Annotated in this window: 14 protein-coding genes; 3 read left to right on the forward strand and 11 right to left on the reverse strand. The window is 64.8% G+C overall.

Going from position 1 to position 12898, the window contains the following annotated elements; translation table 11 throughout:
• Positions 1–20: 20 nt before the first annotated feature.
• Positions 21–431, forward strand: coding sequence for a group II truncated hemoglobin (locus BUE39_RS15550; protein WP_073429550.1), 411 nt, complete (start codon positions 21–23; stop codon positions 429–431).
• 16 nt (positions 432–447) lie between these two features.
• Positions 448–1071, forward strand: a complete 624-nt coding sequence (locus BUE39_RS15555; RefSeq protein WP_235004883.1) for a DUF924 family protein — start codon at positions 448–450, stop codon at positions 1069–1071.
• A 13-nt stretch (positions 1072–1084) separates the two neighbouring features.
• Here BUE39_RS15555 and BUE39_RS15560 read toward each other — a convergent pair whose 3' ends face one another.
• The 11 genes from BUE39_RS15560 to BUE39_RS15610 all read right to left on the reverse strand — a co-directional run bounded on the left by BUE39_RS15560 (position 1085) and on the right by BUE39_RS15610 (position 10736).
• Positions 1085–2932, reverse strand: coding sequence for an ArnT family glycosyltransferase (locus BUE39_RS15560; protein ID WP_073429552.1), 1848 nt, complete (start codon positions 2930–2932; stop codon positions 1085–1087).
• A gap of 262 nt (positions 2933–3194) precedes the next feature.
• Positions 3195–3941, reverse strand: coding sequence for an SDR family oxidoreductase (locus BUE39_RS15565; RefSeq protein WP_073429553.1), 747 nt, complete (start codon positions 3939–3941; stop codon positions 3195–3197).
• Between the two features lie 84 nt (positions 3942–4025).
• Positions 4026–4610, reverse strand: a complete 585-nt coding sequence (locus tag BUE39_RS15570; RefSeq protein WP_073429554.1) for an LOG family protein — start codon at positions 4608–4610, stop codon at positions 4026–4028.
• 2 nt (positions 4611–4612) lie between these two features.
• Positions 4613–5338: a TetR/AcrR family transcriptional regulator gene (locus tag BUE39_RS15575; RefSeq protein WP_073429555.1), complete on the reverse strand. Its 726-nt coding sequence runs from the start codon at positions 5336–5338 to the stop codon at positions 4613–4615.
• Between the two features lie 272 nt (positions 5339–5610).
• Complete coding sequence (locus BUE39_RS15580; RefSeq protein ID WP_073429594.1) at positions 5611–6288, reverse strand: diacylglycerol kinase; 678 nt, start codon at positions 6286–6288, stop codon at positions 5611–5613.
• 20 nt (positions 6289–6308) lie between these two features.
• The gene (locus BUE39_RS15585; protein WP_073429556.1) at positions 6309–7340 is read right to left on the reverse strand and encodes a glycosyltransferase family 4 protein; all 1032 of its coding nucleotides are present in this window, start codon (positions 7338–7340) and stop codon (positions 6309–6311) included.
• Positions 7341–7369: 29 nt separating this feature from the next.
• Positions 7370–8311: a UDP-2,3-diacylglucosamine diphosphatase gene (locus tag BUE39_RS15590; protein WP_073429557.1), complete on the reverse strand. Its 942-nt coding sequence runs from the start codon at positions 8309–8311 to the stop codon at positions 7370–7372.
• Positions 8312–8446: 135 nt separating this feature from the next.
• Positions 8447–8968 carry an RDD family protein gene (locus tag BUE39_RS15595; protein ID WP_073429558.1) on the reverse strand — a complete coding sequence of 174 codons (522 nt, stop codon included), beginning with the start codon at positions 8966–8968 and terminating at the stop codon, positions 8447–8449.
• Positions 8969–8981: 13 nt separating this feature from the next.
• On the reverse strand, positions 8982–9743 hold the full coding sequence (locus BUE39_RS15600; protein ID WP_073429559.1) for a DUF3106 domain-containing protein: 762 nt from the start codon (positions 9741–9743) through the stop codon (positions 8982–8984).
• A 16-nt stretch (positions 9744–9759) separates the two neighbouring features.
• On the reverse strand, positions 9760–10176 hold the full coding sequence (locus BUE39_RS15605) for a DUF3619 family protein (RefSeq protein ID WP_073429560.1): 417 nt from the start codon (positions 10174–10176) through the stop codon (positions 9760–9762).
• Complete coding sequence (locus BUE39_RS15610) at positions 10173–10736, reverse strand: RNA polymerase sigma factor (RefSeq protein ID WP_073429561.1); 564 nt, start codon at positions 10734–10736, stop codon at positions 10173–10175. Before BUE39_RS15610 ends, BUE39_RS15605 begins: the two co-directional genes overlap by 4 nt.
• Positions 10737–11088: 352 nt before the next feature.
• Between BUE39_RS15610 and BUE39_RS15615 the strand changes: the two genes are divergently transcribed.
• Entirely contained in the window at positions 11089–12852 is a 1764-nt protein-coding gene (locus tag BUE39_RS15615; protein ID WP_073429562.1) for an acetolactate synthase 3 catalytic subunit, read from the forward strand.
• Positions 12853–12898: the final 46 nt, after the last annotated feature.

The following is a 12898-nucleotide window of genomic DNA, read 5'->3' on the forward strand; positions in this document are numbered from 1 at the left end:
TCTTTTTGATGTGAGCAGGTATGAGCGATCTGGATGAAGTGTCCGCGGCGCAGCCGACGGCCTTCGAGTTGGTCGGCGGCGAAGCGCGCGTGCGCGAACTGGTCGACCGGTTTTACGACTTGATGGATCTCGAAGCGGAGTTCGCCGGGATTCGGGCCTTGCATCCCGAGTCGCTCGACGGCTCGCGCGACAAGCTGTTCTGGTTTTTGTGCGGCTGGATGGGCGGGCCTGATCATTACATCAGCCGCTTCGGTCATCCGCGTTTGCGCGCGCGGCACTTGCCGTTCGCGATTGCTTCGAGCGAGCGCGATCAATGGTTGCGGTGCATGGCCTGGGCGATGGAAGACGTCGGGCTCGCCGAGCCGCTGCGGGAGCGTCTGCTTGCGTCGTTCTTCGAGACCGCCGACTGGATGCGCAATCGCAATGGCTAACCGGTTGGAGTTGGATTTGAACCAGCCGCCTTACACGGCTTCGGCGGACTACGCCGCGCTGGCTCCCGAGGCGCGCGCCGTGCTCGATTGCTGGTTCGGTACGCCGGATGCGCCGGATTTCGGGGTGGCGCGCAAGCTCTGGTTCTCACGCGACAAGGCCTTCGACGCGATGCTGCTGGAACGCTTCGGCACGCTCATCGACGCGGCGCGCGAAGGTTCGCTCGACCACTGGAAGGAAACGCCGCTCGGTGCGTTGGCGCTCATCGTCGTGCTCGATCAGTTCTCGCGCAATTGTCATCGCAACACGCCGCGCGCATTCGCCGCCGATCAAAAGGCCTTGCACACGGCGCAGCAGATGGTCGCAAGCGGAGCCGATCGGTTATTGCCCACCGCGCATCATCGGGCGTTCGCCTATTTGCCGTTCGAACACGACGAAACACTCGCCAGCCAGCAGGAATCGCTGCGTCTGTTCAAGGCGCTGGAAGCCGAGCCCGGCGGCGCGTCCTACTACTCGTTCGCGGTGCGGCACGCGAAGGTCATCAAGCGGTTCGGGCGCTTTCCGCATCGCAACGCATTGCTGGGGCGTGCTTCGACGGATGAAGAAAACGCCTTTCTGCGCGAACCCGGCTCGTCGTTCTAGACGCCGCGACGCTTTATTCGCTGCGCGCGTTTGCGGCGCCGGCCGGCGCCCGCACGAACACCCGCAATGATTCATCCGTGTCGCCCGGACGCGCGCCCGACCAGAACAGTCGCCACTCGCCCGCCGGCGCGCGCGTGCGGTCACGGCGGCTCTGGTCGATCAGCCATGTGCACTCGGTGGTTGCGGCGTTCGCGGTCGGTTGATGCTCGATGCCGGTGTAGTAGTACAGCATCGGCGCCTCTGATTCGCCCAGCCCCGTGCTGGCCATGCAGTCGCCATTGTTCCATTCGACCTTGATCTTCGCGCCGAGGCTTTCGAACACCGAGCGATAGCTCTTCGCGTAGTCCAGCCACGGCAGCAGCAGCGTGCTCACCAGCCCCCACGCGAGCATCGCGCCCGCGCACCAACTCAGCACGCCGCGCCATTTGCCGGTGTATTTGAAAACCGGCAGCAGCCACAGCCAGCCGAACGTCATCAGCAACGCGGCCGCGATCAACCCCGCTTTGGCCGGCAGCACCCAATCGAGCGGCAACCAGCGGCCAAGCAGATGTAGCGACGCATGCGTGCTCGCCGGGTTGCTCATGATCGACCAGATGATCCAAGCCAGCGCGGCCGTGCTGCCGAACAGTACGCGGCTCGCCATATCCCAGCTTGCATGCAGACGGCGCGGAAGCCGTTCGACGCCCTGCATCGCCAGCAGCGCGAGCGGCGCGATGAACGGCAGAATGTACAGTTCGCGAACCGTCGCCGAGCTTTGCAGCACCGCAAAGCCGGTGCCCGCGAAGATCACCGGCAGCGCCACGCGCGGATCGCGCCAGCGCCGCCACGCGCCGCCCGCAAGCGCGGCGAGCGCAAGCGGCACCACGGGAAAGCCGACGCTCAGCACGGTGCGCAGCACGAACAGACGGCTTTCGTTTTCGGAGCCGAGTTCGGCGACCGAAAAGCCGAAGAAGCGGCCGATGTTGTTGTCCCACAGCCAGAGCTTGAAGAGCGTGTCGGAGCGCAGGTAGAAGCAGATCGGCCAGATCAGCGCGAACGGCGCGCACACTAGCGCGGCGAGTCCGAGCGCCCCTGCGAAGCCGCGCGTGCGGCAGCCCGGATACAAGGCCAGTACCGCGAGGATGGTCGCCCCGAACACGAGCGGCACGAACAGACCTTTGGCCAGAAAAGAGACGCCTACACCCGCGCCGAACATCGCGGCGCCGCTGAGTATCGCGTGGCGCCGGCGGCCTAGGTCGAGCGGCGGCGCACGCGCATCGTCGCGCAAATAGACGAGCACCAGTTCGAATAGTCCGCAAAAACCGAGCGCGGCGCCGGCCATCAACGCGACGTCGGTCATCATGTCGTGCACGTGCTTGACGACGACGAGCGTGCCCGCGAACAGCGCGAGCGTGCCGATCACGCGCACGTCGAGCCAACTCGAAGCCGCCACCGCGCGGCGGGCGACGCGCGCCGTGTAGTAGACGGTCAGTCCGGCGAACAGCGCGCTCGCGAGGCGCGCCGCATCGTGCAAGGGCAGGTAGCGGCCAAACATCCACGCGAGCCCGGCGGCGACCCAATCGTAGATCGGCGGCTTTTCGACGAAGGGTTGACCGGCGTTGGTCGGCACGACCAGATCGCCGGTCTCGAGCATGTGCTGGACGATGCCGAATGTGTAGGTCTCGTCCTGCTTCCACGGCTCGTGCCCCAAGGTGCCCGGCAAAAGCCATGTACCCAGGATCGCGAGGGCGGCGAGCCACATCAGCGGACGGACGGCGGCGAGCGCGCGCATGCGCCTGATGCCACGGGTGGAGCGGTCGGCTGGATGTGCCGGATCGGCGGGCGTGACGGCGTTCGCCGGCGCGGACGGGTTTTCTCGCATGGAAGTCTCTGGTCGCCGCACGCGACGGCATGGGCCGCGTACTTATGTTCTCGCTCCGCGTCGCGTGCGGTTGCAGGCGATTCGCGGAGATTCGCTGCGATTGTAGTCTCCGATCCTTACGACCGATTACAGCAAGACCGAGGGATTGGGCGAAGTGAACGCATCGTGCCGCTTCCCTGTCGGATCAAGGGAAAGGGGCGCGTGGAGAGAAAGGCGGCCGCGTGCGATCGCGTGCCGCGCGAGGAAAAAAGGCGTGCCGCGCTCAGCGTCCGCCGGAGACGTCGAGCAACGCGCCGGTTACGTAGGAGGCGGCGTCGCTCAGCAACCAGACGATGGTCTCGGCCACTTCATCAGCCGTGCCGGGGCGACCCAAGGGTGTCGTGGCGCCGAGCTGCGCGGCGCGCTCGGGCTTGCCGCCGCTCGCGTGAATCTCGGTGTCGATCAGGCCTGGGCGCACCGCGTTCACGCGCACGCCTTGCGGGCCGAGTTCCTTGGCGAGGCCGATCGTCATCGTGTCGACGGCGCCTTTTGAACCGGCGTAATCGACGTATTCGTTCGGCGAGCCCAAACGCGACGCCGCCGACGACACATTGACGATCACGCCGCCCGCGCCGCCGCGATTCGTCGACATGCGCCGCGCGGCTTCGCGCGCGCAAAGATAGGCGCCGAGCACGTTGACGTCGAACATGCGCTTCAGGCGCGCGAGGTCCATGTCCGCGAGCGGCATCGAAGGCGCGACGATGCCCGCGTTGTTGACGAGCGCGTCGAGCCGGCCGAACTTCTGCTGGAGCGCGTCGAACATCGCGATCACGTCGGCTTCGTTGGCGACGTCGCCGGCGATCGCCAACGCGCGGCCGCCGGCGCGTTCGACTTCGGCGACGGTTTCCCGCGCGGCCGCGAGATTTTGCGCGTAGTTCACGCCAACGGACCAGCCGCGCGCACCCAGCAAGCGCGCGCTCGCGCGGCCAATGCCGCGGCTGCCACCAGTGATCAGGACGGCTTTCGTCATTGCAACCTCATCGTTCTCGGGTCCGCGCGGAAAGCGCGGTGAAGATTCCGTGCGCCCGCGCTCGACGAGCGTGGCGCGCGCGCCTCAAACCGCGTCGCGGTTGATCGCCCATTTGTCGCTGGCGGGCGGCTGATAGCGTTGCAGCTTGCCGATCAGCGCGGCGGGATCGGCATCCATTTGCAGGATGTCGAAGTAGGTCTGCCGCATGAAGCCTTCGTCGACCGTGTGCTGGAGCAGATTGATCAACGGATCGTAGAAGCCGTCGATATTCAGCAGCGCGACCGGCTTCTGGTGATAGCCGAGCTGCGCCCACGTGTAGACCTCGAACAGTTCTTCGAGCGTGCCCGCGCCGCCCGGCATCGCGACGAACGCATCGGACAGGTCGGCCATCATCTTCTTGCGCTGATGCATGTCCGGCACGACATGCAGTTCGGTCAGGCCGTCATGGCCGACTTCCTTGTTGACCAGCAGTTCGGGAATCACGCCGATCGCGCGGCCGCCTTCGGCCATCACCGTGTCGGCGATCACGCCCATCAGGCCGACCTTGCCGCCGCCGTAGACCAGCGCCAGATCGGCTTGCACCAGCGCGCGGCCGAATGCGCGCGCGGCTTGGGCATACAACGGTTTGGCTCCATTGGCGGAGCCGCAATACACACACACCGACTTCATGCTTAAACGTCCTTCGGTTCGTTGCGGGGCGCGGCGCCTTCCTTGGGCGGCAGGTAGTCGTAAAACTCGCGCTTGGGCAGCTTGCCCGACACGAGGTCGTCGAAAATCTGCCGCGAGCGGCCACGCAGGTAAGGCGCCATCAGCGACACGATCTGCACGCTCACCTGATGCAGTTCCGCGCGAATCGTTTCCTGCTCGTTGTATTTGCGCGGGTTCATCACGAACTGGTACGACAGCCAGTACGTGGCGATCACGCCGATGTTCGTGGCGATGACGTGCAGCTCTTGCGGCGTGGCGACCATTTCGCCGTCGGCCACGAGCTGCTCGCAGAACTGGCTCGCAAAGCGCACCTTGTGACTGATGATCTGCTTGAAGTGCGTTTCGAGCGTGCGGTTGCGCGCCAGCAGGTCGTTCAGATCGCGATACAAAAAGCGGTAGCGCCACGTGAAATCGACCATGTACTGCAAGTACGACCACATCTCGTCGATGGTCGCGCGATGGTCTTCGGGAAAGCGCAGACGCTTTTCGATCTCCTGCTCGAACTGGCTGAAGATGCTGTTGATGATGTCGTCTTTGTTGCGGAAGTGGTAGTACAGGTTGCCTGGGCTGATCTCCATTTCCTCGGCGATCGTCGTTGTCGTGACGTTCGGTTCGCCGATTTCGTTGAACAGCTTCAACGACAGTTCGAGAATCCGTTCGCGGGTGCGGCGGGGAGGTTTGGCTTCCATATCGTCCGGCCCTGGTAACGCCGGGCTAGGCGCGCGGCGGCATGTCGCCGCTGCGTGATCCACCCGGACGCGGTTGGTATCGTTGAGCGCCCCGAAACTTGCCGCTGCGCGGCAGGTTCCCCGAAGGGACAAGAAAACCAGGGAGCGGCCCAGCGTTTTCTTGTGGGACTGTCGGACGATTATAAACCGACCGTTCTTATCTCGAACGGACACTCAGGGTTTTCATTCCCTCGGGCGTTTTCAGCGTGCTTTCACGAGGGATGCCGCGGTTTTCATGGCGATGCCGCCAGCCACGCCTTGACCCACGCGACGACGAGCGGCCCGACGATCAGCAGCCAGGTCATCAGACACATGCCGAGCGCGACCATCACCGCGGCGCTGCCGAGATCCTTCGCGCGCCGCGACAGTTCGTGGCGCTCCAGCGAGATGCGGTCGATGGCCGCCTCGACGCTCGAATTCAGCAACTCGACGATCAGCACCAGCAGCACCGAGCCGAGCAGCAGGACGCGCGCCACCGGCTCCACCGGAACCAGCACGCCGCATGGAATCAGGATCGCGGCAAGCGTGAGTTCCTGGCGAAACGCGCTTTCCTCGCGGATGGCGACGCGGAATCCCGCCAGCGAGTTTTTCATCGCATGCCAGGCGCGGGTGAGTCCACGATTGCCCTTGTACGGGTTGAAGGGTAGCGGCGCGAGCGGATCGTCGGGGCTGAGGGGTTCGTGGCGAGGGTCGCCGTGGTTGTCATTCGACGAGTTCATCCCGTTCATGCCATGCGCATGGTTCGCATCGCCCGCATGATGCGGCATCTCGGGCTCGCGCACGTCGTCGAACGGTTCGACGCTGGCGGCGTCGGCCTCGGTGGCGCGAAGGGAGCGGGTAGTGCGCGAGGTGCGCGGGGTGCGCGCCGCGCCGTTCGTCGCGTGCGTCACGGTAGCGTTTCTTTCTCGCATGAGCGGTTCGGCGCGCCGCGTCACGCGGCGGCGCTTTCCTCGCGATACGACGCGTGCGGCAGCGGTTTGAGATGCGCCGCGAATTGCTCGGACGCCGCCGCCCACGAGAAGCGCTCGGCCCACCCGCGCGCATGGTTGCGGTCGATCCTCAACGCTTCGAGGCAGGCTTCGCGCAGGTCTTGATGCATCGCGCCCGCGCCGCCGTCGCCGAGCACGTCGATCGGACCGGTCACCGGATAGGCCGCGACCGGCGTGCCGCACGCAAGCGCTTCGAGCAGCACGAGCCCGAAGGTGTCGGTGCGGCTCGGGAACACGAACACGTCGGCGGCCGCGTACACCTTGGCCAGTTCGGCTTGCGTGAGCACGCCCAGATAATTCGCTTGCGGATAGCGCGACTTCAGTTCGGCGAGCGCGGGGCCTTCGCCGGCGACCCACTTCGAGCCGGGCAGATCGAGCTTCAGAAACGCCTCGACGTTTTTCTCGACCGCCACGCGTCCCACATACAGAAAGATCGGCCGAGCGGTGTTGAGCACCTTCGAGTCCATCGGGTGAAAGATGTCGAGATCGACGCCGCGCGTCCACAGCACGACATTCGTGAAGCCGAATTTCTCGAGGTCCTGCTTCACGACGGGCGTGGGCGCCATCACGGCGAGCGAGGGCTTGTGAAACCAGTGCAGGAACTTGTAGGTCGCGGCGAGCGGAATGCCGAAGCGCGCCTGCACGTACTCGGGAAAGCGCGTGTGATAGGCGGTCGTGAACGGCAGCTTGTGCTGGATCGCATACGCGCGTGCGGCCATGCCGAGCGGACCTTCGGTGGCGATGTGCAGCGCGTCGGGCGCGAATTCGTCGATACGCTGGCGAATCTTGCGGCGCGGCAGCAGCGAGAGGCGAATCTCAGGATAGGTCGGGCACGGAATCGTCCGGAATTCGAGCGGCGTGAGCAGATCGACGCGGTGCCCGAGCGCGCTGAGTTCGCGCGTGGTGTTCTTCAGCGTGCGCACGACGCCATTGACCTGCGGTTCCCATGCGTCGGTGACGATCATGATCTTCATCGGTTTGCGCCCTTGGAAGTTAAGAGGGACTACGCGGTCGCCTGGGCCTTTTGCGCGCGCACTTCCGGCGCGCGCATCACGGTCCAGTAGATCACCTTGAGTTCGCCTTCATACGTCTCGACGAGCGCCGACAGACTTTCGACCCAGTCGCCGTCGTTGCAATACAGCACGCCGTCGATGTCGCGTATCTCGGCCTTGTGAATGTGTCCGCAGACCACGCCGTCGCAGCCGCGGCGGCGTGCTTCGTCGGTCATGACCCGCTCGAACGACGAGATGAAATTCACCGCGTTCTTCACCTGATGCTTCAGGTACTGCGACAGCGACCAGTACGGAAAACCGAGCCGGCTGCGGATCCGGTTGAACCAGCGGTTCAGGATCAGGATCATCGTGTAGAGCGTGTCGCCGAGATACGCGAGCCACTTGGCGTGCTGGATCACGCCGTCGAACAGATCGCCGTGCACGATCCACAGGCGCTTGCCGGCGAGCGTGGTGTGAAACGCCTCGCCGCGCACGTGGATGTCGCCGAACGCGAGGTCGCAGAACTGGCGCGCGGCTTCGTCGTGGTTGCCGGGCACGTAGATGACCTGGGTGCCCTTGCGCGCCTTGCGCAGCACCTTCTGCACGACGTCGTTGTGCGCCTGCGGCCAGTACCAGCCTTTCTTCAACTGCCAGCCGTCGATGATGTCGCCGACGAGGTACAGATACTCCGACTCGTTATGGCGCAGAAAGTCGAGCAGATAGGGCGCCTGGCAGCCGCTCGAGCCGAGGTGGATGTCGGAGAGCCAGATGGTGCGGTAACGATGCGGCTCGGCGTGCTCTTCATCGTGATGGCCGGCATGCGCGTCGTGCGGCAGCGACGCCACGGGCAGCGGCAAGCCGTGACCGACATTGGGTTCCGGGCGGAACGCGACGGGGTCGACGCTCGGGCCGGTCTGGCGGAACAGGGACGTCGCGGACGTTTTGGGGTCCATGGCTCACGCGTCGAGTTGCGGTGCCCGTATTGCGCCAGTTGCGCGTGACCCTGCCGTGACAGTCACGAGAAGTTCTTATTACCGCGCTGAGAGCGGGGAGGTGGTGTGAATGGTGGAGCGAGGCGAGGCGCGTGCTCAGCGCGCGACGCTGACCACACGCGTGCCGGCGAGGCGATCGTGCAGGAATTGACGCTGCGCGCCGAAGCGGCCGGTGGCGGCCCACAGGACGAACCACACCGCGGCGACCGCCAGCGTTTGCGGCACGCGGAGCCCGAGCAGCGGATGCAGCGCGAGCGGCGGCAGGAACCACAGCCACGCCAGCAGGTAGCGGACGATCGCGCGTGCGGTGGAAAGCGGTGCGCCGTTAGCGGCGACGACGCGCAGGCGCCAGGTTTTCATCGGCAGCGTCTGACCGCTGTGGGTCCAGAACCAGACGAAGTACAGCCCGACCACGAGCCCGATCCATGCCGCGAGAAGATTGTGGTGGGCCAAGCCGTTGCGCTGCTGCGTCAGCGTGCTGAACAGATAGCCGGCGATGAACACCACGCCGAACAGGAGCATTGCTTCGTAGAGGAGCGCCGCGAGGCGCCGGCGAACGGTGGGAACGGTGCCGGACGACCCGGCGGGCAAGGACGAACTCGCGAGCGGCTGCGACACGGTCGGGCGCGGCTCAGGAGCCGTTGAAGATCGACGGCGCTTCGGCCGGCGAAACCGGCAGCGGCGTGGCGGGCACGAAACTGCCCGCGGCCGGAATCGCCGGCGTGAGGGTCGGACTCGGCAACGACGCGGCGGCCGCGGCGCTCGCTGCCGCCGCGCCGCTCGCGCCATGCTCGCGGGCGATCACGAGCCGGTCGAGCCCCTTGATCTCGCTCTTGCCCGAAGGCGGCGCGCTGACCACGCTGGGCCGGCGCCTGCGCTCGCTGGCGGCGAGGCGGGCCTTCTGGTCCTCGGACAGTTCCTGATAGGTCTTCCACGCGTTCTGACGAGCTTCGCGCGGCAATTCCTTCGACACCTGGTAATTCTCGCGAGCGACGCGCCGCTGATCGGGCGTCATGCGGACCCATTCGGCCATGCGCTCATGCAGGCGTTTTTGCGCTTCCGGCGACATTTTTGGGTAACGCGACGCGATCTTGAGCCATTTGCGCTTGCGTTCGTCGCTGAAGGAATCCCATTGGGACTCGAACGGCGCCAGTGCGATATGTTCGGCGGAACTGAGGCGCGTCCACGCCATCGGGCTATTGCTGCCCGGCAGGCTGGGCAATTCGACGGCGAGCGTGGGCGCGCGGGTCTTGGCGGTGGCGTTGCCGCCGGCGGCGGCAGGCGCGCTGGCGGTCGACGGGGCCGGGTAAAAGCGCGGATACGTCGCGGCAAACGACACCAGGGCCGCGATCGCGCATCCGAAAACAACGGCCAGGCCGCGCTTGTAACTCACCCGAAAAATCTCCCGCTCAGTGGGCGCGTGAAAGGTACGCGTTGAAGCCGTGGTCGAGATAGGCATTGAGCGGCAGGTCGTCGCTAAGCATGGCGGCATCGATATCGGCGAGTTCGGCGGTGCGCTGCTGGTCTTCCCAGTAGGCGATGCCGATGAGGCTCGCCACCAGCGCGGCGAGCGGCCACGCGAGCGCGAAGCGGCGCAGCGGCGAACGGCGGCGCTGCGGGGTGTCGAGCTGCGGCATGCCCGCGCCGGCGAAGGCGGGCACGAGCACCGGCGCGCTCACGGTTTCGGGCTTCTTGCGGGCGAGCGCGGCATGGCGCGCCGCGGCGAGTCGATCGACGGTGGCGGACGGAATGCGGGCGGCGTTTTCGTCGAGCGCGCGGCGCACCTGGCGGGCGAACTCGAGTTCTTTGGTTTCGAGGGAGCTCATAGCGTGATTCCTTTGGCCTTGAGCGCTTGCGCCAGCGTGTGGGTGGCCCGCGAGCAGTGCGTTTTCACACTGCCTTCGGAGCAGCCCATCGCGGCGGCAGTCTCGGCGACATCCATATCTTCCCAATAACGCATGAGAAACGCCTCCCGTTGACGTGCCGGTAACTTTTGGATCTCGTCGTCGATCGACTGCAAGACCTGTTCGCGTTCGAGTTTCTGTTCGTTGCTCTCGGCGCCCGCCGAACCTTGCTGGGCCTCGAAGGTTTCGAGCGGGTCGAATTCGTCGTCGTCGGCGTTGCCGAGCGAGGAAAACAGACTAACCCAAGTATTGCGCACTTTGGCACGACGGAAATAGTCGTGCATCGCATTCTGCAGAATACGCTGAAACAGAAGCGGCAATTCGGCGGCCGGGCGGTCGCCGTATTTTTCGGCGAGCTTGATCATCGCGTCTTGCACGATATCGAGCGAGGCGTCGTCGTCCCGCACGGCGTAGACCGTCTGCTTGAATGCGCGCCTTTCGACGCCCGCCAGAAAATCGGCGAGTTCCTTGTCTGATGCCATCCGTTGGGGGTCGGCGCAGCGAGCGTGCGCGTAATCGGTCGAAAAATGTCGTAAAACTCGCGGATGCTAACAAATTTTTGCGCCGGCCGGGGCGAAACGTGATCGACCTTGCATCTCTATAACAGCGCGCCGGTCAATATCGGGACTGGGGACAGGACGCTGCGGCAATATTTGCTTGACCGCGCGGGCGTCAGCAGATATCTTCGCTGGTTCGCAACATAAGTGACTTGTCTCAATTGAGGTGTGGCCCAAGAAGCTCACCTGTCAACTGGACGCGCCGCTTGAACCCGAGCCACAAGCCCGGCAGAGAGCACCCGATCAATTTTTTGCCGAAAATTCGAAAGGTGAATAAATGAATATGCCCAGCGCGGAATTCTCCACGTCGGATACGACCCCCCATCCCGAAGCCGGCTCTATCGGCGCCACCGTGCTCATGAAGGCACTGGCCGACGAAGACGTCGAATTCATCTGGGGCTATCCCGGCGGCTCGGTACTCTACATTTACGACGAGCTCTACAAGCAGGACAAGTTCCAGCACGTTCTCGTGCGTCACGAGCAGGCCGCGGTTCACGCCGCCGACGCTTATGCGCGTTCCACCGGCAAGGTCGGTGTGTGCCTCGTGACCTCCGGCCCCGGCGTCACCAATGCGGTGACCGGCATCGCCACCGCCTACATGGATTCGATCCCGATGGTCGTGATCAGCGGCCAGGTGCCGACTGGGGCGATCGGCCAGGACGCGTTCCAGGAGTGCGATACGGTCGGCATCACGCGTCCCTGCGTGAAGCACAACTTCCTCGTGAAGGACGTGCGCGATCTCGCGGCCACCGTCAAGAAAGCTTTCTTCATTGCCCGTACCGGCCGGCCCGGCCCGGTGCTGATCGACATTCCGAAAGACGTGTCGAAAACGCCTTGCCAATACGAGCCGCTCAAGAGCGTGTCGCTGCGTTCCTACAACCCGGTCACGAAGGGCCATTCCGGCCAGATCCGCAAGGCGGTCGCCTTGCTGCTGTCGGCGAAGCGCCCGTACATCTACACCGGCGGCGGCATCATCCTCGCGGACGCGTCGCGTGAGCTGAACCAGTTCGCCGATCTGCTCGGCTACCCCGTCACGAACACGCTGATGGGCTTGGGCGGCTACCGCGCGAGCGACAAGAAGTTCCTCGGCATGCTCGGCATGCACGGCACCTACGAAGCCAACATGGCGATGCAGCACTGCGACGTGCTGATCGCGATCGGCGCGCGCTTCGACGACCGCGTGATCGGCGACCCGGCGCACTTCGCTTCGCGTCCGCGCAAGATCATCCATATCGACATCGATCCTTCCTCCATCTCCAAGCGCGTCAAGGTCGACATTCCGATCGTCGGCGACGTGAAGGAAGTGCTGAAGGAGCTGATCGAGCAGTTGCAAACGGCCGAGCACGGCCCCGACACCGCGGCGCTCGCCGACTGGTGGAAGGACATCGAAGCCTGGCGCGCAAAAGACTGCCTGAAGTTCGACCGCAAGAGCGACATCATCAAGCCGCAGTACGTGGTGGAAAAGGCTTGGGAGCTGACCGACGGCAATGCCTTCGTGTGTTCCGACGTCGGCCAGCACCAGATGTGGGCCGCGCAGTTCTATCGCTTCAACAAGCCGCGCCGCTGGATCAATTCCGGTGGTCTCGGCACGATGGGCTTCGGCCTGCCGGCGGCGATGGGCGTGAAGATGGCGCACCCGGACGACGACGTGCTCTGCATCACGGGCGAAGGCTCGATCCAGATGTGCATTCAGGAGCTCTCGACCTGCAAGCAGTACGAGACGCCTGTGAAGATCATTTCGCTGAACAACCGCTATCTGGGCATGGTGCGCCAGTGGCAGCAGATCGAATACAGCAAGCGCTACTCGCATTCGTACATGGATGCGCTGCCGGATTTCGTCAAGCTCGCCGAGGCTTACGGCCACGTCGGCATGCGTATCGAACGCACGGCGGACGTGGAACCGGCGCTGAAGGAAGCGCTGCGCCTGAAAGATCGCACGGTGTTTCTCGACTTCCAGACCGATCCGACCGAAAACGTCTGGCCGATGGTTCAGGCCGGCAAGGGCATCACCGAGATGCTCATGGGTTCGGAAGATCTATAACGAGCGTTTCCGACGCCGGCTTCGTCATGCCCGCCTTCACGAAAGG

It is taken from the genome of Paraburkholderia terricola (assembly GCF_900142195.1).
In the GTDB taxonomy this organism is placed as follows: Bacteria; Pseudomonadota; Gammaproteobacteria; order Burkholderiales; family Burkholderiaceae; genus Paraburkholderia; species Paraburkholderia terricola.